The organism is Faecalibacillus intestinalis (assembly GCF_003024685.1).
GTDB classification, from domain to species: Bacteria; Bacillota_I; Bacilli_A; order Erysipelotrichales; family Coprobacillaceae; genus Faecalibacillus; species Faecalibacillus intestinalis.
The window spans coordinates 101,062-125,465 of sequence record NZ_PYLQ01000002.1 but is presented as its reverse complement, the minus strand read 5'-3'; the positions used below and the strand labels follow the sequence as shown (position 1 = coordinate 125,465).

Sequence of the window (24,404 nt, the reverse complement as noted above, 5' to 3'; positions counted from 1 at the left end):
ATGAGTGGAACGAAAGAAACGATTTTATTTAAATAGGTATTGATATTTTTTATTATTTTTTTCTAAGCAACAGATATAAAATGGAACTAATGCTTCTGGATTACTTATTTCTTTAATAACACGATTTTTTAAGATACCTTCTTCTATTGCTAGGTCGGTTGTAAAGCAAACAAAATCAGAATGATCTAAGAGTTTAAGAAAATCATGACGATTATTTTCTATAATGAAATGTGTATGAGGCATATGTTTTAATACTCTTTCTTTCCAAAAACCAATATTTTTATAAAGTAGCATTGTTTGACCATCAAGATCTTTAAAAGAAAGTTCTTTTTTATTTATTAAAAGATTATTGCTTGGAAGAGAAAAATAGAGTTCTTCACTTTCCCAGTAACAAAATGTCAATAGTTTTTTAATCACTTTTTCTAAAAATGAGCAAAAAAATAGAGCATATAGATTTCTCTATACACTCTACCTTTTCATTTAATAATATTTTTGAGTTCGACAAACTGGAATTTATATAATTATCTCTCTAACTTTCCCCATTTTATAGGCTTTCCCGCCTGTCCATTAGTGAAATGATATGTAGTTTCCCTTATTTTTACCCTTATGAGATAATCACAAGGGAAATAAGGGAATTTTTTTAATCATTGCCTACCACTTTATCAAGAAGCCTAACTGATTTTCGTTTAGCATCTCTTGTGGAGTGAGCATAGACATTCATTGTGGTACTTACATCTGAGTGTCCTAACAGTTCCTGCACATCTTTTGGGGCAGCTCCATTTGCTAAAAGGTTGCTTGTATAGGTGTGACGTAACTGGTGGAAATGAAAGCCTTCAAATCCCTCTAATGTTTTTGCCACCTTTCTGCAAACAGTCCCCAAAGTAGTTGGAAGTTCCAGACAACCATCCGGTCTTAAACAGACGAAAGAAATTTCTTTATAATCTGCCGGGACTTCCTCTGTTCTGTCTAAGCAATAATATTCGTAGTACACTCTGTTTTTCTCTTTGACCGCTTTGTAGTAGTTCGTGTGATAAAGTTCTCCGTACTGCATTCGATTTTTTAACTGCTCTTTCCGGGCATTACGGAAAATCTCTACCAGCGTATCTCCAAAATCAACAATCCTCACTTTTTTCCGCTTGGTTGGTCCGATGATATATTTGCGCTTTGAGCCATCGTATCGGATGCTACGTCTTATGGTAAGGCATTGTTCTTCCAGATTTACGTCCTGCCACGCCAAACCGCAGGCTTCTCCAATACGAAGCCCGGCATAATAGGCTATCTGGATTGGAAGTATTGCGGCTGGGTTCTTTTTTTTCAGATAAGCAAGCAATCTTTCATAATCTTCTCGTGAAATTGGTTGGATATTTCCGTCCATGTCCTCGTCTGAAAACAAATCAACTTCATCCGTCTGATACCGCAGTTTAATATACTGCATGGGATTAAACGTAATATACTGTTTTGGAAATACTGCAAAGCGGAAGGACTGCTGCATGACTGCGGAAAAAGAATGGATGTAATCTTTGCTGTAACCCTTTCTCTCTTTTCCGTCGGGATGAACTCCCCCGAAGGAAAGCAAATCAAAAAAGGATTGCGAATGTTCAGAGGTTACATTTTTCAGTTTCCGTTCTGCCAATGGGTGTTTCTTAATATTTCGGATTGTTCCGAGGTAATTCTCCACCGTACCATTGCTGAGCGTACCTGTTTTTAATTCCTCCTCTGCCCACACATCCAGAAGTTGTCCGACTGTGAGATTTTCCGCTTTGGCAACAAATTTCTTTTTCTCATAATCATCCATTGCCTGACGGAGCAGCTTTTCAGTTCCACTTTTGCTTTCTGTTCCAACGCATTCTTTCTGAACAAGATTGCCGCTTGCGTCCTCTACATAGAAGCGGTAGTACCATTTCTTTCCTTTTTTTCTTACAGATCCTTTTGCCATAATCGTATGTCTCCTTTCGATATTAGACAATCGGAACTGATGAAATGCTTCGTGCGTGTAAGTATATCATAACTCCGGTTGTCTTACTATACCGATTCGGAATCTTCGTATAAGACTTCTGATAAAAGATTTGCAAGCCTTTGTTCTGCTGTTTTTTGTTTCTTGGAATAGAGCCTTACAATGTCTGCCATCTCATTAAAAGCATTGATGGTAGGAGTGATTTCCCTTAAGAACATAATCTCATTATATTCATCATTCGATTCAAACCCTATTGTTTTGGCAATATCCGTCTGACCAGCATTTCCCTTGAAGTTTTTGCAGGCGAACTGGAAGGAATCCAAAAACAGACCATATTGTTTTAACATCAGCAGTAATAAATCTTTTGAAAAAGCATCTTCTTCTTTGGTAAGGGCAAGCGGTAACTGTTCCAGAATATCTCCCATCGCATCACGAATCTGTAATTCTCTCTTATCCGTAATGTCGGTTTCATATTCATCTGTTTCCCCTTTGAGCCATTCCACGGATACATGGAGTGCTTCCGAAAGACCTTCCAGCACCATTTTTTTCGTATTGTCAATCGAACCATTCTCATAACGCAGGATTGTAGAAGCGGTAACACCCATCTTTTCTGCGACATAAGGCTGTGTCAGATTCAATTCCAGACGGCGCTGTTTTATTCTGCTGCCTATCAGCTTGCGTAGTTCTTTATCTTTCATGCTGACTGCCTCCTTTTTCGGTATGTATGAATTATAGCATTGTTTTTCTGAAATTGCAATATGCAATATAAAAATTATTTTTAATATTTCGTAACGCTTGACAAAAAGATTTGGAAAGGATATACTTACATCACAAGAATTGCATAATGCAATTTATAAGGAGGTGATTATATGACGCAAAGAAAAATTGCATTATCCATCGAAGAAGCTGCTGATTATACGGGAATCGGCAGAAATACCTTAAGACAGCTTGTAGAATGGAAGAAACTTCCAGTATTAAAGGTTGGTCGCAAAGTCCTGATTAAAACCGATATTCTGGAAATGTTTATGGAAGCGAATGAAGGTCGTGATTTGAGGGATAGAGGAAATGTAAAAGCCGTAACAAGAACTGCGGCAAATTAAAAAGGCGGCTTCCAAAGAAACCGCCAAAGGTTCTATCAGACCGAAGCCATGATATACCTACACGCAAGAAGATTATACCATGTGCTTCTTCTGATACGCAACCGAGAACTTATGTTTGCAAAAGAAAGGGGAATGTAATCATGGCAAAATCAACAAAAAGTTATGAAGAACGAATGCTTGAAATGGAAAAGAAGGAACAGGAAAGCCTTGAAAAGGCGAAAAGATATGCAACACAGAAGAAAGAACTTCTGAAACGAAAGAAAGCCGAAGAAAGTAAAAAACGAACCCATAGGCTCTGTCAGATTGGCGGTGCAGTGGAATCCGTTCTTGGTGCACCTATTGAGGAGGAAGACATCCCAAAGCTGATTGGTTTTCTGAAAAGGCAGGAAGCCAATGGGAAGTTTTTCTCAAAGGCAATGCAGAAAGAAGCCAATACCGATATGGAGGAAGTGTAATGGCGGAGGGGATGAGTTTTTCATTCCCTTCATTGCTTTTTCATGAAGGGCGCACTTATGGACAACCAGAGGTCGTCCCAATAAGTTTGCCACAAGTGGCAACCGGTCTGCGCTCACGCTTGCCGGGCTCGTTCCGTCGGCGGGGCTTTCAGCCAGACCTGCTCATGCCGCAGGAGGCACTCTTCGCCAGAGGGGCGCATTCCATGCAGACTGCTATGCGCAGGGCACTCTTACGCAGAGGGCGTTCCGGCAATGCTGCTTTTTCTAAAATTGAAAGCAATGTTGCCGGAAATCTATGCCGGATGTGCAGAAAGGAGGAATCCAGACATGGCGATTTTTCATTACACAATCAAAATAGTCGGACGAAGTAAAGGAAAATCTGTTATCTCCGCTTCTGCATATCTCAATGGGGATGTGATGAAAAACGAAGAAACCGGGAGTATCAGTTATTACACTTCTAAAAAAGAAGTGGTCTACACCAGTCTGATGATGTGCGAAAACGCACCTTCTGAATGGCAGATAGTACCAGAGGAAAATATAAAACGCTTTCAAAAGTCTGTCCGATACAAAAGGTCAGAAGATAAAGAAGCTGCTATAAAAAAATTTAAAATCACATTTCAAAAACAGAGGTTATGGAATGAGGTATTGAAGATTGAAAAAAATGCAGATGCCCAACTTGGCAGGTCATTTGAATTTGCCCTCCCCAAAGAATGGAGCAGACAGGAACAAATTCAATATACAACCGACTATATCCAAAAAACTTTTGTAGATAGAGGAATGTGCGCTGATTGGAGTATCCACGACAAAGGGGATGGCAACCCCCATGTCCATCTGCTTCTAACTATGCGTCCTTTTAACCCGGATCATTCTTGGGGAAAGAAAGAAGTCAAGGATTGGGATTTTGTCAGAGATAAAAACGGAAATATCGTGATTGATGAATCCCATCCGAACTGGTGGCAGGATAAGAAAAACCCTGACCGTCATGGAATCCGTATCCCTGTATTAGACGAAAACGGAATTCAGAAGATTGGAGCAAGAAACCGCCTGCAATGGAAACGGGTGCTGACCGATGCTACTGGATGGAACAATCCAAAAAATTGTGAACTGTGGCGGAGTGAATGGGCAAAGGTATGTAATGAACATCTGCCTTTGCATAATCAAGTTGATCATCGTTCTTATGAAAAGCAGGGAAAACTCCAGATTCCTACCATCCATGAAGGAGCTGACGCAAGAAAGATTGAACAAAAGTTTTTTGCCGGGCAGGAAATAAAAGGCTCGTGGAAAGTAGCGGAAAATCAAATCATAAAACAACAAAACACGTTATTGCAAAAGATACTAAACACCTTTGGGAAAGTATCGGGTGCATTATCATTATGGAAGGAGCGATTAAATGACATTAGAAGAAAGCCGGGAAATTATACCCTTAATGGAATCCATGATTGGTCAAATCGAAGAACAGCAGAACCTAATGGCAGAAATGATTCTGGAAATGCAGAACCGGGACACTCAACTCTCTCTTATGCAAAAACAGAATCAGAAATTACAAAAATTAAACAACGAGTTAACCGAGCTGCTCAACATTTTGCCAAATACCGAGGAACTGCTTTCCAAGATGGAAGAACAGAAAACGAAGATAGAGCTTTTGGAAAACGAAAATCAGCAATGGCAGAAATTGGCACAGAAGCTGAACAGCGAAAACAGTTTATTACTGAAACAGAACACCGAATTGCTGAACTGGAACAGCAGATAGAGAAAGGACGTGATATAGATGAACGAATCCAGAGAATCAAAGAACGCCGAACAGTTGGAAGAACTTCTGCTCTTGACCGAGGAGATACAAGAAGAACTAGAACAGAAAGAACAGCTTATCGTGGAACTGAAGACGCAGCTCAGCGAATCTCTGACCTTGAACGAGAAATTAAACAAAGAGAACAGAGTCGGGAATATTCAAGCATTAAAGAACGACTTGAAGCTGGCAGACAGAGCATTGCGGATCGAGAAAGAGAAGTTGCGAAGCGCAAACGTCATGATAGAGGAATGTCAAGATAAAATATGCTATTTAACACAGGAACGGGATTATGCCCGGACACATCAGAAAATCGTAGAAATACCGGTAGAAAAGCCGGTACTCTATGAAAAATGTGAAGCCTGTAACCGGACAGCCTATCAGAATGCAAAAGCAAAATACGAAACACAAAAAGAGCGACTTGCAGGACAGTATAAAGCAAAAACGGTAATGTTCCAAACAACCTTGTTCCTTCTTGCATGGTATTCATTGACAACCACTCTTTTTCAGGCAGTACAGTCAGATATGTTCCTTGTCGATTGTAAATCATTCTTCAATGATTTAGCATCATTCATACAAACCTTTGTCGGATGGACGATTGATGCCGGGCATTCTGCGGCACAGATTAGTACAAAAATTCCAAATGCTTTTATAGCCGGAATGGTATATTGGTTATTGCTAATATTGATTGTAGGAATATGTATGGCAGGAACAGGGATGCTGGCGATACTGATAGAAATAAAGGTTATAGAATTATATAAGAAAAACTGTTGGGATGTTATTACTCTACTAATGATACTGACAAGTGTTGCTATTGTCATTTATTTTGGAGAATCAATCAAAAAAGTACTGTCAGTAAATCTTCTATTGCTTTTCGTACTTTCGCAGGGCGCATATGTTGGAATTAGATGTTATCTTAAAGTTTGGTTAGAAAAAAGACCATATTAGTATTTTCAACTTACTGTATAGACAGTAAAATTACTCCATACCAGCCTAGTGAAAATTTACTGTATGAAAAGAAGTATTACAGAGAAAAAAGGCTGTAAAAACAGGAACAGCCAGCCCGAAAGAATTTACGGACTGGCTGTATCAGCAGAGTAATGTAATTGTGGAGCTGACCGAGATATGAAAAGCTTTCTATCATCAATTTCGCATTATTGCAATAACAGATTGCTTCTTCCATGAATGAATAAGCAATATTGTCATCAAACTTTCAAGCATAAACATAGCAACAGCAAAAAGAGTAAAAGCAACAACCGGAAATACAAATCCCGTAGACATGCCTGCATTTTTCAAAAATATACCGATTGCATATCCGCCGGGGATTCCAACAACAGCAGTTATAAGCAATGCAATCAAAGTAGTAAAAAGACCTTCCATCATAAATGCTTGCTTCAACTGCTTATTTGTCATACCAATAGATTTTAGTGTGCCCATTTCCTGTTTCTGTGATAAAAGATTTGTCACAGTAAGATTGATTTGATTGATGACCGCAAATATCCACAAGATGGCTGCAATCGCATAAGCTAATGTAAAACCTGCACGATTGTCTGATTGGTGTTCTACAATAAAATCTTGAAGGGTTTGTAAGCGAACATCCCTATTGTCAGAAACGAGTAATTTGAGTTCTTGCTCGATTATCTCCTGATATTCAGCTTCTGCTTGTATTTCGATTGCGTATGTACAGTCATAACCTGCAAGTTCTTTGAGCATATTTTCCGGCATTCTGAAAATATAGCCACCCATTCCATCATTGCTGGAAGTGATTGCACCAATTTTGAATGCTTTTGTTATTGTTTTACCACTATGATTTTTGAAATTAAAGGTCACAGTATCCCCAATTTGAGGTTTCCAATGGTAAACATCATAAATACGTTCGGGATCACTTACAACTAATTCTGTATCATCAGTAATATTTCCAGACAAAACCGCTGCATTTAGCGACGCCAAATCCTTTTCATTATAGCCGAGCATCAAGGTGCTATCTGAAATATCATTGTCTGTTGAGAAATCAACTGGTACGGTAGCATAAGTAAATATATTGCTAACTCCCTCTATATCTCCAACACGCTTTACATAATCAGAAAAATATTCTTTCTGCAAGAGAGCATCCAAATTTTCACTTTCGTTTTCTAAATCAATGCTGATTTTGAAATCTCCGTACTTCATATCCCAATAACGAGCCATACTCTCGGCATTAAAAGAACTCTGATAACTTGCTGCAAGGAAAAATATAACTCCGCACAGTCCCAATGATAAAATGGTCAATAGAGATTTTTTTCTGTTTCTGGAAAAGCTGATTTTCGCTAAATATACAGGCGTAATACGATGTCTTTTGTGAGTGCGGTAATTTACAATTCCCACTGGATTTTTCAGGGCGGAAATTGGAGAAGTATTCGCTGCAATTTTTGCTGGTTTACGAACACTAATATAAACAAGCAGTATTCCAAAAAGGCATGCGCCACATAGAGAAACAATAAATGCAAATACTGACCAGCCTTTTGATTGCAGACAATAGCTGATGATCGTTCCCATGATACTACCAATTAAAATCCCCGGAACTGCAAGCATATAACCCTGTTTAAGAACTATTTTATAAATTTGCTTTTTACTTGCCCCTATTGTCCGAAGCTGTCCGAACTCAGCAACTTTTTGTCCAACCGAAATATAGAAAATGCTGTAAATTACAAGTGCGGCAGCTAAAAACAAAATGGCAGCAACTACACCATATACCGCATAATTACTGAAGGACAAAGTTGTATTTACATAATCATAGTAACTGCTGACTGTCCAATTATTCAGTCCAGTCTCCTCTGAAATTTGAGATAATATTTCTGTTGCTTCGTCTTTTGTAAGGGTATCTGCATTTTCAAGCCAAACATATCCATTAAGCAGGTTATTTCCACGTAATTCCCGGCATTTTTCAAGTGAAACAAAAACAGGATAAGCGGTAGAAGTTTTATCATGATAAATACCAACAATAGTATAATTCTTCAAAGTACCATCCAGATTCAACTGAACTATGGCGTTGATTTCCGGAGACTTATTTTCACTGGCAAAAAAGGCATCTGTAACAGCAATTTCACTTGCTTTCTCTGGATATTTTCCGTCAAAGGCAGGAATCAAACTAAGCATGTCATCATCATAATAAATCAGAGACAGTTCTTTAGAATTTTCTTTCACTGTTTTGATATTACAGGAAAGTCCTACACTTTTTACTTCTTCGTTTGCTAACAACTTTTCTTTACTGTCCTGCGTAATGTCAAAGAAAATCCCTTGATGTAATCCTTCGATTTCTTTCTGATTTTGATAAATGATATTTTGCACTGTGAGCAACGACATCATTATCATAGCAACGGCTACAATAATTGCCGAAAGGCAAAATAAGTTTTTCTTCTTATCAAAACGCACACTTTTTCGTGCTAATTTTTTAATTACTGCACTGGTATCATTTTCAAAAGGATAATTCATAATTCCCACCTCCTTTAGCCAACAATTTTACCATCTTCAATCCGTACAATGCGGTCTGCGAGTTGAGCGATCTCGTTGTTGTGAGTAATCATTACAATGGTCTGATTAAATTCTCCGCTGGTATGCTTCAAAAGCCCTAACACATCTGCACTGGTCTTGCTATCAAGATTTCCGGTCGGTTCATCAGCAAGGATAATCGCAGGCTTCGTAATTAAAGCTCGTGCAATCGCTACACGTTGCTGTTGACCGCCTGAAAGATTGTTCGGCATATTTTCCAGTTTATCTTCTAAAGCCAACATATACACAACTTCGTCCATAAATTTCTGGTCTACTGTATCGCCATCCAGTTCCACAGGCAGGACGATATTTTCATATACATTCAAAATCGGAACCAGATTATAATTTTGGAAGATAAATCCGATGTTACGACGGCGGAAAATTGTCAATTCATCATCATTCTTTTTTGCGAGTTCTTCTCCCCGTACAATCACGCTGCCGGAAGTGGGGGTATCAAGTCCTCCCATCATGTGAAGCAATGTAGACTTACCGCTGCCGGAAGTTCCAACTACGGCAACAAATTCTCCCTGTTCCACAGTAAAATTTACACCATTAAGGGCACGAGTAATATTTGGTTCTGTGCCGTAATACTTCTTTAAGTCGATTGTTTGTAAAATGCTCATATTCAAATGCTCCTTTCAAGGCTTTCTATCTGTTGATAAAGCCATTGTAAACCACAAATGTTACACAAATGTCCGAGATAGAAAAAATTTTTATCGAAAATCAGAGTGAAATGTTACAACGCTCGGACATTTCAAAAAAAGTGGTTATATCTTACCTTACAGGAAGCATAATAGAAAATTCTGAGCCTTGCCTCAGCTCTGAAACAACCTTGATATAGCCCCCTTGCCTTGTTACAATCTCACGAGCCAAATACAAACCTATTCCCACACCCTGTTGATCGTGTACTTCTTCCTCACGATAGAAGCGCCGGAAGATGGCAGCCTGATTGCTTTCTGAAATGCCCTTGCCGGTGTCGGTCACTTTGACCTCTACGTACATTTCCCACTGAACCACTGATACAGAAATCTTTCCACCTGACGGAGTGTATTTTACTGCATTGTCCAGCAGATTGAAAAGGGCTTCGCTTGTCCACTTGCTGTCATGGGAGATTATCAAATTTTCCGGGCAATCCACGGATACAGCAATTTCTTTTTTCTCTGCGGCATATACAATACTGCTCATGGCTTGTGCAAGCGTATGGAATAAGCTGCTGTCTTTCTTTTCTAATCGTATTGCTCCGGTTTCCAACCGGGACGTTTTAACCAGTGCTTGGAACAGAAAATCCAGTTTATCAGTCTGACTACGTATGCCTTGTAAAAAGTCCATCCGTTCTTCTTCTGAAACAGGCTTTGTTAAAAGTGTGTCCGTTACCATTTGCAAATTGCTGACAGGCGTTTTAACTTGATGTGAAATATCAGAAATCAGCATTTGAAGCTCCTGTCGTTCCATGTCTACCTTGTGCCGGTTTTTCTGCATAATCTCATACAACCGAATTAAGCGGTGGTTGATACGGGCAAAAAGAGTTTCACTATCATTTGACTTTTGTAATTCCTCGTTTCCATCAATCATGTTGTCCAGCGTCCGGCACAAATTAGAAGTAAAATGAGAAAGGCGTTTTCCAAAAATCAGCACCAATAGCCAAATCCAGAAAAACGCACAGAGTGTCAATGTTCCACCCACTATAAAAATTCGTATATCCTGCATTATACCGCCGAAAATACCGGTAATTACCAGCATAGAGAAAACCATGCCAGCACTAACCAGTCTACAAATTTTCTTAGCAGAAAGGTTATTCAGATTCATTTCTTTTCGCCTCCTGTCCATTGATACCCCATACCATAAACCGTTTTGATATATGTGTCGCCATCCGCTTCAATCTTACTGCGAATACGGCTGATAGAAGTAGTAAGGGTATGTTCATCTACATATTTTTCATCAACATCCCACAGTTTTTCTAAAAATTGTTGGCGAGTAAGTACCTGCTTCGGATTTTTAAGAAATAGGTTCAACATTTTATATTCCATCGCAGAAAGTGCTAATGGTTTCCCGTTCAAACTTGCAAATTGTTCCGAAAAATCCAGAAACAAGCTACCATCCTCGTAAATATCCTTAGCTGGTTTGTGATGCTCCAACATAGCGAACATGGCTTTGATTTTTCGCTGCAAAGCACTAATCGAAAAAGGTTTCGTGATATAATCCACTGCACCAGCTTCATATCCCCGTATCTGATTGCTTTCCTGATCGTTGGCAGTTAGAAATATAACTACTGTATCAGGATGCTCTGGCTTGATAAGACGGCATAGGTCATAACCATTTCCGTCTGGTAAATTTATATCCAGCAATACCAAATCAAAAATGTTTGTTTTTAATGATTCAGCGGCTGTCCTTGCATTCAGAACAGAAGTTATTGTGTAACCGTCCAATTCCAAATTATAAGTAAGCGTTTTATTCAAAAGATTATCATCTTCGACAATTAAAATATGCTTCATATTATCACTTCCTTTTCTTTTTGCAGATAGTATAACAGGCAAATGTCCGAGAATTGTTACAAGGACAAATATATTTTTCATTTTACAGCTTTTTTCTGTGTACTGCAATTTTATAAAAGAAAGGACAGCAGTGTCAAATTGCTGTCCTTTCTTTTATCATAGCTGGTAGTGTATAAGCGTGGGTTCATCATATCGGGTGTGGTATCTTTAACTACAGGAAACTCCCTACAACACTATCTCACTTCTTGCTTAATAAAGTTCTAATGAATCTTCTGTATCCACCCACATCTGTAAATTGCCATCAAGATATAATCTTGCATATTCCAAAGGCTCATCCACAGCCAATGAAGTAAGCGCACATTCTGATCCATATGTGGTTTTTAAATTTTTTTCAGCTTCCCAGCAATCAATGCGAAGCATATATCCAGCACTTGTGTAAACATCAATACTATCGTGGTTTATATTATATTCTGCATAAATTGTTCTCATCGTATCTTATCTCCATTTTCTTTTGATAATCAGTTACAGAGTTAAATATCGAAAACATTTCAATCAGTTCACCATGTCGTTATTGTTATATGTTATATTGTGTTATGAAATTTTCTTTCCCTTAATTTTTCCCATATTAAGGTTCATGAAAAGCAATGGGAAAATGTAACACAAGGGAAAGAGTAAGGGAAAGTTCACTTGCTACAAACTTAGTATTTTCAAGGGTTTGCGAAGAATTTGATAATCAAATATAACAGTTATTAAATTTCCTAAAATATGTGAAATATCAACTGGAATTTGTAACTCTATTGTTCCAACATAATAGTCTCTTCGTGTGTCCGAACATCCTCTGTGGTCGGATAAACAGAAAAAAATGCAATATTCATAACTATAAGAATAATACATACGGCAATGATTACTGCAAACGCTATTCCTATCGTTTTCCATATTCTCTTACTTTGACGATTTTTGACTGCCATCTGCTCGGCAATATGTACTAGTTGCTCTGCATAAGCATTCTGTTTTTCTTCAGTTGTTTGCGCATCACTATCTGCCTTTACTCCAAGTAACTGACTTGTTTGAACCTCTAATACATCTGCTAATTTTACAAGTACTTCAGCATCTGGAACCGAATAGTTTTTTTCCCATTTTGAAATAGTCTGTCTTGTCACATGAAGTCTGTTGGCAACCTCTTCCTGTGTATATCCTTTTTTCTGTCGATAAGTTTTTATATTTTCACCAAGCATCTCTAGTTGCTCCTTTCGTTTGATAAAACTAGTATACTGATTAGCCCTCAATACATCAAGCAACGCAAATTAACATTCATGCAACACCCAATATTACAAGGATTCATCGAGTCCTCTACAAAATCGGAATTTGCACTTCCTCACTCGTCTTCTTTTTTATTGTTTCTACTAATATTCGAGCTTAACGATAAAATTCCAGAGCATAAAAATAATACCCACATTATAATATTTTCTTGATTTATCGCACTATAAATCAAGCATATTATGCTTAATATAATCTGTACAATTGAACAAATCACTCCTATTTTTTGTGTCTTTTTATCCATCATTGTCTTCTCCATAAATCCCGATTGAGATTTCACCTGTTTTAAGAAATTTAATAACTGTTATATTTTATTATTAAATTCTTCGCAACCCCTTGAAAACACTGGATTTGTCGCAGGTGAGCTTTCCCTTATTATTTCCCTTGTGTTATATCGTCCCATCAGTGTTTATGCACTCTGATAAGGGCAAATACAAGGGCAAGAAAAATCTATAAGACAGTATAACACAAAATAAAAGTGACATGGTGAACTGATTGAAATGCTTCTTAATTTTTGCTACTACTGATTGATTAAATGATAAGGAGATGGGATACGATGAGAACAATATTTGCAGAATACAATCCACAGTGCAACAGCATTGATGTATATACTAATACGGGCTATATACTCCGTATTGATTGTTGGGAAGCAGAAAAAAATTTAAGAACCACACCTGGATCTGATTGTGCTTTGACATCGCTTGCAATCGATGAGCCATTAGAATATGCAAGGTTATATCTTGATGGGAATTTACAGATGTGGGTAGATGCTGAAGATTCATTAGAGTTATGATTATTCCAATCAAAATCTACTAGAATTTATTAAAAATTAGCTTCATAATTTTAAAAGGACAGCCCTATTGCTATGAGGCTGTCCTTAAAAATACAATAGATAAACCTAGATTATTCTTGCTACTATCTGATTGTTAAATTTTCTGTATTCCATATTGCAAATCTCCCTTTTCGCAATATTTTATTAGTATGAATGCCAGAATCGCTGAAAAAACACGTGCCAATACCGTACTCCACCATATCATAATCTGTCCACCAAATAAAGGTGGTAAAACAAGCATAAATATCAGCATCAATACTGGTTCAATGAATGTAAGAATGTATGACAATCCACTTTTTTCAGTAGCATAAAATCCAGCTGTCGCTATTCTGGTAATCGCAACAAATGGTAATGACACTAAAAATATAGGTACAATTTTAGAAATCTCAATACTTACTTCATAAGAAGCTCCGAAAACCCCTCCAATATTTGCTCTGTTTACATACATGATAATTCCACCACAAACAGCAAGAATTATTGCAAAAATGTATGCCATTCTCTGAACTCCTCTCAGGCTTTCTTGATCCTTCTCACCATAAAAACGGCTCATTAAAGGTTGACTTCCATCACCTACGCCCTGCAATATGAGATATATGATACAGATAATATAGGATACACATGCATAAGTTGCAATAGCTTTTTCTCCCCCATAAGAAGCGGAGAATCGGTTTATAAACACCAATGAAATATTAGGAGTCAATGCTAGCCCAAATGGTGCAAGACCTACTCTGAATATAGCGCCACACATTTCTTTTACATTTTTTAAGGATACATACACATAAAACTTTTTATTATATAATGCGTATATGATTGCAATTGCTGCAGTCACACCCTGTCCGGCTATTGTAGCTGTGGCTGCACCTTTCATGCCCATTTCATATATCCATACAAAGATAAAATCCAGAACAATATTGGTTATGAATCCACCAACCATCGCAAACATTGACCAGAAAGAGTTTCCATAATTTCTAATGAATGGCATCATTCCAGTTCCAAGAATCTGCAATATTGCTCCAAGTGCTATAATTTTGATATAATCTGTCGCATTTGTTAATATAATTCCATCTGCTCCAAGCAATCCTAAAATTTTAGACGAAAAGGAGTAAATAATTATGGTACTGATAACACTTACTATTACAAGAAGCCACCAGCTTGTAGCAATAAATTCTTCTGCCCGTTTTCCTTTCTTTTCTGCTGCATTAATTGAGTAATAAACAGCTCCTCCCATACCAATTCCTGTTCCAAGAGCCTGAATCAAAGCCTCAATCGGATATGCAATATTAATAGCCGAAAGTCCAGCATCTCCTATGGTATTGCCTACAAAATATCCATCCACTATCGCATATATTCCTGATAATGCAAATGCTATAATAGATGGAATAACATATTTAAAAAATAATGATTTATGATTCATTTTTCTTACAATCTCCTTCCTTGAAAAGTCTGATAAACAGCTCTGTATTATCATTAAGACTTTCTATATTCTCTAATCCCATTTTTTCGATTACATATATTTCTTTTGAGTGCAGTTTTTCTATGATATCTTTCGTATATTCCATTCCTGATTCTGTGAGGCATATCAGCTTATTTCTCTTGTCTGAATCATCAGATACCATATTGATGTATCCTTTTTTCTGAAAATCTTTTAGTATCGTATTTACCGTTTGCTTAGGTATATTCCATTTTTCACTTATCATTTTCTGCGTGCATCTTCCATTACTTTCATAAAATGAATGCAAAGCAAAAACTCCATTTGAAGACAGTCCCTGATCCTTTGACCATTCCTCATACATTGCTGTACATTCTTTCCATAAAGCATAATATCGTTGCAACTGTATTATCATATTATTATCTTTTCTCATCTTTTTCCTCCTTAAATTAGTACGAATCCGGACTTTTGTATTATAGTCCAAGTTCGTACTAATTGTCAAGATTTATTTATATACTTTTTCTTTATATAAACAATCAATAGTCCCTTACTAAGGACAGGAAGATTATGAAATTTCCCTGTCCTCTTTTAATAATATCCTCGTTCTTCCATCCAGTCTTTCACATAACATCTGATTCCAATATAAATAATATGCGACAGTAATAGCAATACAATAAGATTTATCGGATTAGCGTTTTTAATCCATTCTCCAAAGTAAATTACAACAGCTGTACTCGTTATCGCTACCACGATACTGATGATATCCCAACAATATTTCCGGTAGATTTTTCCTACCTGATAACCAATCCCGATTATCAGCCACCCGGTTATTACGAATAAAATTGCCATGACAGTACCGGCAATCAGCCAGTACACAATCCCGGAAAGAATACTGTTAGGTATTCCACTGCTTAACTGTCCGAAAGAGTCTGCACCTGTCACAAACTCCCGAAATAAACTTCCCATTCCTTTTCCTAACGCACCGAAAAAGACGATACAGTCGTTAAGGAAAACCGGCGAAAGAATCGCAGTAAACAGTGTTGTTGTTATGCTGTACCATGCCAGTAGAAACAAGATACTTTCATAACCAATCGTCATATTTTTATATTTCTTTTCTAACTGGCTTTTACGGCTATCGCATTTTTCTTTTGCTTTCCGGTAAGCAGTACGGTCACATTTTTCACATTTCTCATAAGGCACTTTTTTCTCAACAGCTACCTCTACCGTCTTTTGGTGTGTCTGTGCATAAAGTTTTTCCTGCTCTGCTTTTTCATACTTAAATTTCCATGCCACGGCTTCTGCGTCGGCTCTTTTCCTGCTGTCTGTCTCGCTGGTCAATCGTTCCTCTGTTTGCCTTAATCTTGTCCGCAATGCTTCGATATTCTCGGCTCTGTTTTCGCTGTTCAATTTCTCGTTCAAGGTCAGCGATTCGCTTAGCTGCCTGTTTAGTTCCTGGATTGTCTGGTCTTTCTGATCCAGTTCGTCCTGCATCTGTTCGGTCATCAGCAGAAGTTCTTCCACCTGCCCGACGTTCTCTAAGTTTCTGCATTCGCTCATCGATCTCCCTCGCTTTCTCTATCTGCTGTTTAAGGTCAGCAATTCGCTGTTCTGTTTCTGCAATAAGCTGTTCTCGTTGTTCAGCTTCTGCGTTAATTCCTGCCATTGCTGATTCTCGTTTTCCAACTGTTCGATTCTGGTTTTCTGTTGCTCGATCTGTGAGAGCAGTTCTTCTGTATCTGGCAAAAGATTTAGCAGCCTGGATAATTCGCTGTTTAAGCTTTTTAAACTCTGGTTCTGCTCCTGAAAAGACAGGAGCTGCCTGTCCCGTTCCTGCAATTCCTGTACCATCTCTGCCATAAGATTCTGCTGTTCCTCGATCTGGTTTATCATTGTCTCCATCATGGAAATGACTTCCCGGCTTTCTTCTAATGTCACGCAATCGCTCCTTCCATTGTGTTAATGCACTGGATACTTTTCCAAAAGAAATCTGTATTTTATCCAGCAGTGCATTTTGTCTTTTTATGATCTGGTTTTCCTCTACTTTCCATGAAGTAGAGGATGTCTGTCCGTTTTGAAATTTCTCGTCAATTTTTCTGGCATCTGCGCCCTCATGGATCGTCGGTATCTCTAATTTTCCCTGCCTTGCATAAGAACGATGGTCAATGTGATTTTCCGTTTTCAAATGTGCATTACAGACGTTTGCCCATTCGCTCCGCCATAGCTCACAATTTTTCGGATTGTTCCACCCGGTAGCATCGGTTAATACACGTTTCCACTGTTTGCGGTTCCTTGTCCCGACTTTCTGGACTCCATTTTCATCAAGTACGGGGATTCGGATTCCATGACGGTCAGGGTTCTTTTTATCCTGCCACCAGTCCGGATGGGATTCATCCACCACAATATTTCCATTTTCATCTCTGACAAACTCCCAATCCTTGATTTCTTTGTTACCCCATGAGTGGTCTGAATTGAATGGTCGCATCGTCACCAGTAAATGCACATGGGGATTACCATCTCCTTTATCGTGGATACTCCAATCCGCACACATTCCCTTATCTACAAAGGTCTTTTGAATATATTCAGTTGTATAATCAATCTGTTCCTGTCGGCTCCATTCTTTCGGAAGTGAGAACTCAAATGACCTGCCGAGTTGTGCATCTGAACTTTTTTCTATCCTCAAGACTTCATTCCATAAACGCTGCTTCTGAAAAGTAAGTTTGAATTTTTCCAGTGCAGCATTTTGGTTATCTGCCCTTTTATATCGGACAGATTTCTGGAACCGTCTGATATTTTCAGCAGGTACATTCTGCCATTCCTGTGGTGCATTTTCACACATCAGCAGGCTGGTATAAACGACTTCTTTTTTTGAAGTATAGTAGCTGATCCTGCCTGTTTCTTCATTTTTCATCACATCGCCATTGAGATAAGCAGACGCCGATATGATGGATTTTCCTTTGCTGCGTCCAACAATCTTTACTGTATAATGAAAAATCGCCATGCTCCGTTTCCCCCATTCTGCCGTATCCGGCTTTGATTTCCGGCAGGTAACGTTTTTCCTAAAAGAAAATGGTATCTGCCGGAGCACCCTCTGCGTAAGAGTGCCCTGTGCATAACAGCCTGCATGGAATGTGCCCCTCTGGCGAAGAGTGCCTCCTGCGGCATGAGCAGGTCTGGCTGAAAGCCCCGCCGACGGAACGAGCCCGGCAAGCGTAAGCGCAGACCGGTTGCCACCTGTGGCAAACTTATACGGACGACCTCTGGTTGTCCATAAGTGCGCCCTTCATAAAAAAGCAATGAAGGGAATGGAAACTCCACTCCCTCCGGCATTACACTTCCTCCGTATTTGCAACTGGCTCTTTCTGCATTGCCTTTGAGAAGAATTTCCCATTTGCTTCCTGCCTTTTTAAGAAGCCGATCAGCTTTGGGATATCATCTTCCTCAATCGCAGAACCCAGTACCGATTCCACTGCACCGCCAATCTGGCAGAGCCTGTGTGTCCGTTTTTTGGTTTCCACATCTTTCTGACGTTTCTTCAGTTCCCGTTTCTGTGCTGCATACTGTTTTGCTTTCTCAAGGCTTTCCTGTTCTTTCTTTTCCAACTGGAGCATACGCTCCTCATAACTCTTTGTTGATCTTGCCATAAATATCATCGTCCTTTCTTTTTTTCCAAACATAAGTTTCCTGTTGTCTGTCAGACGAAGTACATGGTATAATCTGCTTGCGTGTAGGTATATCATGACTCCGGTCTGATAGAACCTTTGGCGGTTTCTTCGGGAACCGCTTTTTTAAGTTGAACCGTTTCTTGTGACTGCTTTCACATTTCCCTTATCCCTCAAGTCCCTGCCCTCGTTGGCTTCCATAAAAAGTTCCAGCATATCCGTTTTGATCAGGACTTTTCTCCCAACCTTCAATACCGGAAGTTTCTTCCACTCTACCAACTTTCGCAGGGTGTTCCTGCCAATTCCCGTATAATCAGCAGCTTCCTCAATAGATAAGGCAATCTTTCTTTGCGTCATATGACCACCTCCTTTCGAATTGCATTATGCAATTTTATTTGTGCTGTCAGTATAGCGTGTTTATATTGCTTTGTCAAGCATTATGAAATTTTGCTGCTTTTCTTAAAATTGCATATTGCAATATATTTTGTTGCGTGGTATAGTAATGACATACCGAAAAAGGAGGCACATCAGCATGAAAGATAAAGAACTACGCAAGCTGATCGGCAGCAGGGCAAAACAGCGCCGTCTGGAATTAAATCTGACACAGCCTTATGTCGCAGAGAAGATGGGAGTTACCGCTTCCACAATCCTGCGTTATGAGAATGGTTCGATTGACAATACCAAAAAGATGGTACTGGAAGGTCTTTCGGAAGCACTTCATGTATCGATTGAATGGCTCAAAGGGGAAACCGATGAATATGAAACTGATATTACGGATAAGAAAGAATTGCAGATTCGTGATGCGATGGGCGACATTCTCAAACAGTTTCCTCTTGACCTCAATAAAACAGAAGACGCTTTTTCTAAAGACTTACTGCTGTTAATGTTAAAGCAATATGAACTGTTTCTGGATTCGTTTCAGTTCGCCTGTAAAAATTACAAAGGCAGTACCAAAGATGCGGACATTGCCAAAGTAATGGGATTTGAATCGAAAGATGAATATAATGAGATTATGTTTCTCAGGGAGATCACACATACTGTCAACGCATTTAATGATATGGCAGATGTTGTAAGGCTCTATTCAAAGAAACCGGAAGCGGCAGAACAAAGGCTTGCAAATCTTTTATCCGAAGTTATGTATGACGATTCTGAATCGGTATAGTAAGATAATCGGAGTTATGATACAATGAGCGCAAGCGAGTCAAGCTGTTTACAGATTTGACGAGCGGCGAATTGGCTTATGGACTTGTCCATAAGATGCCTACACGCAAGAAGCATTTCAGCAGTTCCGATTGTCTGATATCGAAAGGAGACATACGATTATGGCAAAAGGATCTGTTAGAAAAAAAGGAAAAAAATGGTACTATCGTTTCTATGTAGAAGATGCAAGCGGTAAAATGGTTCAGAAAGAATACGCCGGAACCGAAAGTAAAAGTGAGACGGAAAAGCTTCTCCGCAAGGCACTGGAAGACTACGAAGATAAGAAGTTTGTTGCAAAGGCAGATAATCTTACCGTAGGGGAACTTCTGGATATGTGGGCAGAAGAAGAACTGAAAACTGGGACACTCAGCAACGGTACAGTGGAAAATTATCTTGGTGCAATCCGATGTATCAAAAAACACCCGATTGCAGACCGCAAACTGAAAACAGTTACTGCCGAACATTTACAGGCATTTCTTGATCTGCTTACATTCGGTGGTGAGTTTCCAGACGGGAAAGTAAAAAAGGGATACAGCAAAGATTATATCCATTCTTTTTCCGCAGTGTTACAGCAGTCATTCCGTTTTGCAGTATTTCCAAAACAGTTAATCAGTTTCAATCCGATGCAGTATATTAAGCTGAAAAAGCAGGCAGAGGAAGTTGACCTCTTTTCCGATGATGAAGTGGAAGAAGGTACACAGCCGATTTCACATGAGGATTATGAACGGCTTATCCAATATCTGGAAAAGAAAAATCCACCTGCTATTCTTCCGATTCAAATTGCGTATTATGCCGGGCTCCGTATCGGGGAAACCTGTGGTCTTACATGGCAGGACATTAACCTTGAGGAACAATGCCTGACCATAAAACGCAGTATCCGCTACGACGGCATGAAACACAAAAATATTATCGGACCAACGAAACGGAAAAAAGTAAGGATTGTTGATTTTGGAGATACGCTGACTGAAATACTGAAAGCTGCCAGAAAAGAACAGCTCAAAAACCGGATGCAGTATGGCGAATTATATCACCGCAATTACTACAAAGAAGTGCATGTGAAAAACAGGGTATATTATGAATACTATCATCTTGACGGAACACAGGAAGTCCCGACAGATTACAAAGAAATCTCCTTTGTCTGCCTGCGACCAGATGGCTCTTTGGAACTGCCGAGTACACTCAGCATTGTATGCAGATCAGTGGCAAAGAAGCTGGAAGGATTTGAAGATTTCCATTTTCACCAGTTGCGTCACACTTATACCAGCAATCTGCTTTCCAATGGAGCTGCACCGAAAGATGTACAGGAACTGTTAGGACACTCTGATGTCAGTACCACAATGAATATTTACGCTCACTCAACAAGAAAAGCAAAACGGGATTCCGCAAGACTTCTTGATAAAGTAGCGAGCAATGCTTAACTAAAAATTTCCCTTATTTCCCTTGCGGATTCCGCATAAGGGCAAAAATAAGGGAAAATACATATCATTTCACTATTTAATGGGCTGAAAAGCCTGTAAAATAAGGAAAGTTCAGGAAATCTCTCCACAAATTCCGATTGTTCGAGCTTTTCAAATACTAACGTACTTAATTTTGTTCAAAAAGTGATTTATAGTAGTTACCAAAGTCAGCAAGTGAATTAACAATTGGAAGCATTTTTGTTCCGAGTTCCGTTAATCCGTATTCAACTCTCGGTGGCTGCTCATGGTAATCGTGGCGATATGCCAGTCCATCACTCATCATTTGTCTTAAACTATCTGTCAAAACCTTTTGTGAAATACCATCTATACTTCGTTGTAGCTCATTGAATCTCCATGGGCGCTCTTTCAAGTTACGCAAAATCAGCAGTTTCCATTTTCCTCCGATGAGAGATACTGCTGTTGCAACTGGGCATTCCGGTAATTCTTCTTTTGCTCGCATAATTCTCACCTCCGAGTCTATTGTAACACATTCAATTTTGAGTGTGCAGTTACAAAAAGGTGCGTACTTGTTTTTGTATGTGTCTCACACTATACTAATGCCATGTAATTAGAAACTACAAATCAACTATGGAGGTATTATTATGACAAATTACACAAAAACAACTATTGGAAAGGAAAACCGAATTGAGCTGCATGAAAAGTTGTCTTTAACAGGTTCAGAAATCAGTTTAAACGAACTACCTGCAGGAGCAAATGTCCCATTTGTTCATTCTCATAAAGAAAATGAAGAAATCTATGGAATTCTTTCAGGTAACGGCAAAGCAATAATTGATGGAGAAGAAATCAGCCTTTCAACTGGAGACTGGCTAAAAATCGCACCTGCTGCAAAGCGTCAGTTTTTTGCATCCGATATTTCCGGAATTACTTATATCTGCATTCAGGTAAAAGAAAATTCTCTGGAACATTTTACAGCAGAGGACGCCGTAATCGGCTAATTAAAAGTATTTATTTACAAAAATGCACAGCTCTCGATAAGCTAAGAACTGTGCATTTCTTTTTTCTTCAATTTTACAATTTCTCTATTTTTCAAACAAGAACTTTTCGATTTCAAATGGCGATAAATAAATCTCTCCACCATCATCAGTTTAATTTTCATTTAGATTAACGATTTCTTTTTCCTGTATTCTCTGTCCCTCGGATTTCCTCATGATAGAAATAATCTACGATCACCGGATGTCCCTGCGGGACTCTACCATAAGGCATTTCATTATCCACAAATGGGCAATCATACTTCTTAGCCATTTCCTCAGCTTTTACTTCAAGTGCTTCAAAGTAGCTGCGGTTATGCTTGTTATAGATCTCGTCGTAAAGTGGTACAAGATCAGGATATTTTCCGGCGATATAATCCATAATTGTCTTTTTGAAACCGCCTCGAAGATTGAGATTTTCGAGCCAGAACAGATCGCACTGATCCTTTACCCGCTCAAAGATTGCTTCAAAATTCGTGATACCGGGGAATACCGGAGATACGAAACAGACTGTACGGATACCTGCTTCATATACCTGCTTCATAGCAGCGATACGGCGCTCAATGCTAGAAGCAGAGTCCATATCGTTCTTGAAATTTTCATCTAGTGTGTTGATCGACCATGAAACGGTTACTCGTCCAAGCTTCTTCAGCAGATCAATATCTCGTACCACAAGATCCGACTTTGTGCAGATTAGAATATCTGCGTCACTGCCGATCAGCTGCTCCAGAAGTTTTCTGGTATTCCCGAATTGCTCCTCCTGTGGATTGTAGCCATCTGTCACAGAACCGATGACCACCCGCTGTCTGGCATATTTCTTCGGATTCTTAATTTCCGGCCAATGTTTCACATCAAGGAAAGTGCCCCATTCCTCCTTGTGTCCGGTAAAGCGCTTCATAAAAGAAGCATAGCAATACTTGCAGGCGTGTGTACAGCCTACATATGGATTGACCGAGTAACCGCCTACAGGCAGACTGGACTTGGTCATGATGTTCTTTGTTTCCGCCTCATTAATGAGGATTCCATTTATTACTTCTGCCATGATCTCTGTACCTCCAACACTTTATTGAATTCATCCGGCATTTCCTGAATCATATTTTCATTCCCTATGATAGGGGCAAGATCTTCCTTCATAAATACCGGAATGTCAAGCATATGCGCCTGATCTGTCAGAGACCATGCCCACTCCTGCTCCGTATGAACCTTTCTGCTCTGAACTCCAGTCATGGTGCCGACAACGATCCAGTTGATCCCGGAAAGATCAACTGAACCTGGATTGTTGAATAGCGGCTCAAAGGTAACATGATAGTGTTTTGCTCTGACATTTTCCCGTAGTGCGTCAATACGCCACAGTTCTGCTTTTCTCGTCACCGTAACACCAAACCATGCGTTTTCTAAATCTGTATCAAAATCCAGCAGATCTGGTCGCTTTGTAAGGAACAGGAACTGATGCTGTGGATTTTCACGGATTTTTTCAAATACCTCGTCTCTCCATTCTGACTTCCAGCCGGAAAGATCGCTCATGCCGGTAAGAAGAAAGTTCTGCGGACGTTTTTTTTCCATCATCTTGAGCTTACCCGGAAAGAATTCAGGGTTAGCAAAGTCATCAATCATATGCCAGCGTTTCACATTATTGCGGGCATAGCAATATGCACACCCCACTGTACATCCGATGACGATATTCATGTTTTGAATCTGATCTTTGATACAAATACTCATGATTTCTGCCACTCCTCAAGATTCTTTCTGATACGGTCGAGGTATTCCTCAAACTGGGTAATTTCTTCCTTCGAAAAACCTTTGTAGTAAATACTGCCCATTTTATCAGATACAGAATCGTATTCGTCCTTTAAGGCATGTGCTTTTTCAGTCAGAAACAGGAGTGTTTTCCTTTTGTCTGTTTCAGACTGAACGCGTCTTATCAGCCCTCGATTTTCCATTCTTTCCAGCATCGTAGTAAGAGAAGTTATCGCTAATCCACATTTAATCGAGAGTGACCTGATTGAGATTCCATCTTCCTGCCACAGTACATAAAGAATACGCCCCTGGGCTCCGTTAAACGCATCAATATTCTTTTCGCTGAGAATCTTCTCAAAGATTCGATCTCCAAGTTGTTTTATTTTGGTAACAAGAAATCCGCCATTCATTTTCATACAAAAACTCCTATATAGTATTTTATCAAATAATACTATATAGGAGTTTTACT

The 24,404-nt window shown here is 39.0% G+C and carries 27 protein-coding genes; 8 read left to right on the top strand and 19 right to left on the bottom strand.

Going from position 1 to position 24,404, the window contains the following annotated elements; genetic code table 11:
- Positions 1-24: 24 nt before the first annotated feature.
- From C7U54_RS02220 to C7U54_RS02210, 3 genes are all read right to left on the bottom strand, one after another.
- Positions 25-417 (bottom strand): hypothetical protein, encoded by a 393-nt coding sequence (locus tag C7U54_RS02220; RefSeq protein ID WP_146137612.1) that lies wholly within the window; start codon positions 415-417, stop codon positions 25-27.
- A gap of 223 nt (positions 418-640) precedes the next feature.
- Positions 641-1,936 (bottom strand): tyrosine-type recombinase/integrase, encoded by a 1,296-nt coding sequence (locus tag C7U54_RS02215; protein ID WP_107029155.1) that lies wholly within the window; start codon positions 1,934-1,936, stop codon positions 641-643.
- Positions 1,937-2,022: 86 nt separating this feature from the next.
- Entirely contained in the window at positions 2,023-2,652 is a 630-nt protein-coding gene (locus tag C7U54_RS02210) for a helix-turn-helix domain-containing protein (RefSeq protein WP_008369918.1), read from the bottom strand.
- A gap of 171 nt (positions 2,653-2,823) precedes the next feature.
- Here C7U54_RS02210 and C7U54_RS02205 point away from each other — a divergent pair, with 171 nt between their 5' ends.
- The 4 genes from C7U54_RS02205 (at position 2,824) to C7U54_RS02185 (ending at position 6,243) form a co-directional block, all read left to right on the top strand.
- Complete coding sequence (locus tag C7U54_RS02205; RefSeq protein ID WP_004843519.1) at positions 2,824-3,054, top strand: helix-turn-helix domain-containing protein; 231 nt, start codon at positions 2,824-2,826, stop codon at positions 3,052-3,054.
- A gap of 140 nt (positions 3,055-3,194) precedes the next feature.
- On the top strand, positions 3,195-3,509 hold the full coding sequence (locus tag C7U54_RS02200; RefSeq protein WP_072522126.1) for a relaxasome subunit MobC: 315 nt from the start codon (positions 3,195-3,197) through the stop codon (positions 3,507-3,509).
- Between the two features lie 327 nt (positions 3,510-3,836).
- Positions 3,837-5,558, top strand: coding sequence for a MobA/MobL family protein (locus tag C7U54_RS02190; protein ID WP_107029154.1), 1,722 nt, complete (start codon positions 3,837-3,839; stop codon positions 5,556-5,558).
- Positions 5,536-6,243: a DUF6040 family protein gene (locus tag C7U54_RS02185; RefSeq protein WP_008394183.1), complete on the top strand. Its 708-nt coding sequence runs from the start codon at positions 5,536-5,538 to the stop codon at positions 6,241-6,243. Before C7U54_RS02190 ends, C7U54_RS02185 begins: the two co-directional genes overlap by 23 nt.
- Before the next feature lie 195 nt (positions 6,244-6,438).
- Here C7U54_RS02185 and C7U54_RS02180 read toward each other — a convergent pair whose 3' ends face one another.
- From C7U54_RS02180 to C7U54_RS02155, 6 genes are all read right to left on the bottom strand, one after another.
- Positions 6,439-8,766: an ABC transporter permease gene (locus tag C7U54_RS02180; protein WP_006859032.1), complete on the bottom strand. Its 2,328-nt coding sequence runs from the start codon at positions 8,764-8,766 to the stop codon at positions 6,439-6,441.
- A 14-nt stretch (positions 8,767-8,780) separates the two neighbouring features.
- The gene (locus tag C7U54_RS02175; RefSeq protein ID WP_006859033.1) at positions 8,781-9,446 is read right to left on the bottom strand and encodes an ABC transporter ATP-binding protein; all 666 of its coding nucleotides are present in this window, start codon (positions 9,444-9,446) and stop codon (positions 8,781-8,783) included.
- Positions 9,447-9,597: 151 nt separating this feature from the next.
- Entirely contained in the window at positions 9,598-10,629 is a 1,032-nt protein-coding gene (locus tag C7U54_RS02170) for a sensor histidine kinase (RefSeq protein ID WP_006859034.1), read from the bottom strand.
- Positions 10,626-11,315 carry a response regulator transcription factor gene (locus tag C7U54_RS02165; RefSeq protein ID WP_009265522.1) on the bottom strand — a complete coding sequence of 230 codons (690 nt, stop codon included), beginning with the start codon at positions 11,313-11,315 and terminating at the stop codon, positions 10,626-10,628. Before C7U54_RS02165 ends, C7U54_RS02170 begins: the two co-directional genes overlap by 4 nt.
- 249 nt (positions 11,316-11,564) lie before the next feature.
- The gene (locus C7U54_RS02160) at positions 11,565-11,804 is read right to left on the bottom strand and encodes a DUF6061 family protein (RefSeq protein ID WP_006859036.1); all 240 of its coding nucleotides are present in this window, start codon (positions 11,802-11,804) and stop codon (positions 11,565-11,567) included.
- Between the two features lie 305 nt (positions 11,805-12,109).
- The gene (locus C7U54_RS02155) at positions 12,110-12,550 is read right to left on the bottom strand and encodes a helix-turn-helix domain-containing protein (protein ID WP_107029153.1); all 441 of its coding nucleotides are present in this window, start codon (positions 12,548-12,550) and stop codon (positions 12,110-12,112) included.
- Positions 12,551-13,188: 638 nt separating this feature from the next.
- Here C7U54_RS02155 and C7U54_RS02145 point away from each other — a divergent pair.
- Positions 13,189-13,425 carry a DUF6061 family protein gene (locus C7U54_RS02145; RefSeq protein ID WP_002578301.1) on the top strand — a complete coding sequence of 79 codons (237 nt, stop codon included), beginning with the start codon at positions 13,189-13,191 and terminating at the stop codon, positions 13,423-13,425.
- Positions 13,426-13,558: 133 nt separating this feature from the next.
- Here the strand turns inward: C7U54_RS02145 and C7U54_RS02140 are convergent, their stop codons facing one another.
- The 6 genes from C7U54_RS02140 to C7U54_RS02110 form a co-directional block, all read right to left on the bottom strand.
- On the bottom strand, positions 13,559-14,878 hold the full coding sequence (locus C7U54_RS02140) for an MATE family efflux transporter (protein WP_002595210.1): 1,320 nt from the start codon (positions 14,876-14,878) through the stop codon (positions 13,559-13,561).
- Positions 14,868-15,326 (bottom strand): MarR family transcriptional regulator, encoded by a 459-nt coding sequence (locus tag C7U54_RS02135; RefSeq protein ID WP_009243743.1) that lies wholly within the window; start codon positions 15,324-15,326, stop codon positions 14,868-14,870. The genes C7U54_RS02140 and C7U54_RS02135 overlap by 11 nt, the downstream gene beginning before the upstream one ends.
- A 155-nt stretch (positions 15,327-15,481) precedes the next feature.
- Positions 15,482-16,231 (bottom strand): DUF6040 family protein, encoded by a 750-nt coding sequence (locus tag C7U54_RS02130; RefSeq protein WP_009243742.1) that lies wholly within the window; start codon positions 16,229-16,231, stop codon positions 15,482-15,484.
- Complete coding sequence (locus C7U54_RS02125) at positions 16,170-17,891, bottom strand: MobA/MobL family protein (protein ID WP_107029151.1); 1,722 nt, start codon at positions 17,889-17,891, stop codon at positions 16,170-16,172. Before C7U54_RS02125 ends, C7U54_RS02130 begins: the two co-directional genes overlap by 62 nt.
- 328 nt (positions 17,892-18,219) lie before the next feature.
- Positions 18,220-18,534, bottom strand: coding sequence for a DUF3847 domain-containing protein (locus C7U54_RS02115; RefSeq protein WP_002578306.1), 315 nt, complete (start codon positions 18,532-18,534; stop codon positions 18,220-18,222).
- A 144-nt stretch (positions 18,535-18,678) separates the two neighbouring features.
- Complete coding sequence (locus tag C7U54_RS02110) at positions 18,679-18,909, bottom strand: helix-turn-helix domain-containing protein (protein ID WP_002578307.1); 231 nt, start codon at positions 18,907-18,909, stop codon at positions 18,679-18,681.
- A 175-nt stretch (positions 18,910-19,084) separates the two neighbouring features.
- Here C7U54_RS02110 and C7U54_RS02105 point away from each other — a divergent pair, with 175 nt between their 5' ends.
- Positions 19,085-19,714, top strand: a complete 630-nt coding sequence (locus tag C7U54_RS02105) for a helix-turn-helix domain-containing protein (RefSeq protein ID WP_009243739.1) — start codon at positions 19,085-19,087, stop codon at positions 19,712-19,714.
- A gap of 160 nt (positions 19,715-19,874) precedes the next feature.
- Positions 19,875-21,170, top strand: coding sequence for a tyrosine-type recombinase/integrase (locus tag C7U54_RS02100; protein WP_009321335.1), 1,296 nt, complete (start codon positions 19,875-19,877; stop codon positions 21,168-21,170).
- A gap of 166 nt (positions 21,171-21,336) precedes the next feature.
- On the opposite strand, the gene C7U54_RS02095 is transcribed toward C7U54_RS02100, so the two are convergent.
- Complete coding sequence (locus C7U54_RS02095; protein ID WP_107029150.1) at positions 21,337-21,669, bottom strand: winged helix-turn-helix transcriptional regulator; 333 nt, start codon at positions 21,667-21,669, stop codon at positions 21,337-21,339.
- A gap of 142 nt (positions 21,670-21,811) precedes the next feature.
- Between C7U54_RS02095 and C7U54_RS02090 the strand changes: the two genes are divergently transcribed.
- Positions 21,812-22,165 carry a cupin domain-containing protein gene (locus tag C7U54_RS02090; RefSeq protein ID WP_107029149.1) on the top strand — a complete coding sequence of 118 codons (354 nt, stop codon included), beginning with the start codon at positions 21,812-21,814 and terminating at the stop codon, positions 22,163-22,165.
- Between the two features lie 166 nt (positions 22,166-22,331).
- On the opposite strand, the gene C7U54_RS02085 is transcribed toward C7U54_RS02090, so the two are convergent.
- The 3 genes from C7U54_RS02085 to C7U54_RS02075 are packed head-to-tail and all read right to left on the bottom strand — an operon-like array spanning position 22,332 to position 24,351.
- Positions 22,332-23,240 (bottom strand): radical SAM mobile pair protein B, encoded by a 909-nt coding sequence (locus tag C7U54_RS02085; protein WP_107029148.1) that lies wholly within the window; start codon positions 23,238-23,240, stop codon positions 22,332-22,334.
- The gene (locus tag C7U54_RS02080; protein ID WP_233550201.1) at positions 23,228-23,929 is read right to left on the bottom strand and encodes a radical SAM mobile pair protein A; all 702 of its coding nucleotides are present in this window, start codon (positions 23,927-23,929) and stop codon (positions 23,228-23,230) included. The genes C7U54_RS02085 and C7U54_RS02080 overlap by 13 nt, the downstream gene beginning before the upstream one ends.
- Positions 23,914-24,351: a radical SAM mobile pair system MarR family transcriptional regulator gene (locus tag C7U54_RS02075; protein ID WP_107029146.1), complete on the bottom strand. Its 438-nt coding sequence runs from the start codon at positions 24,349-24,351 to the stop codon at positions 23,914-23,916. Before C7U54_RS02075 ends, C7U54_RS02080 begins: the two co-directional genes overlap by 16 nt.
- Between the last annotated feature and the right edge of the window lie 53 nt (positions 24,352-24,404).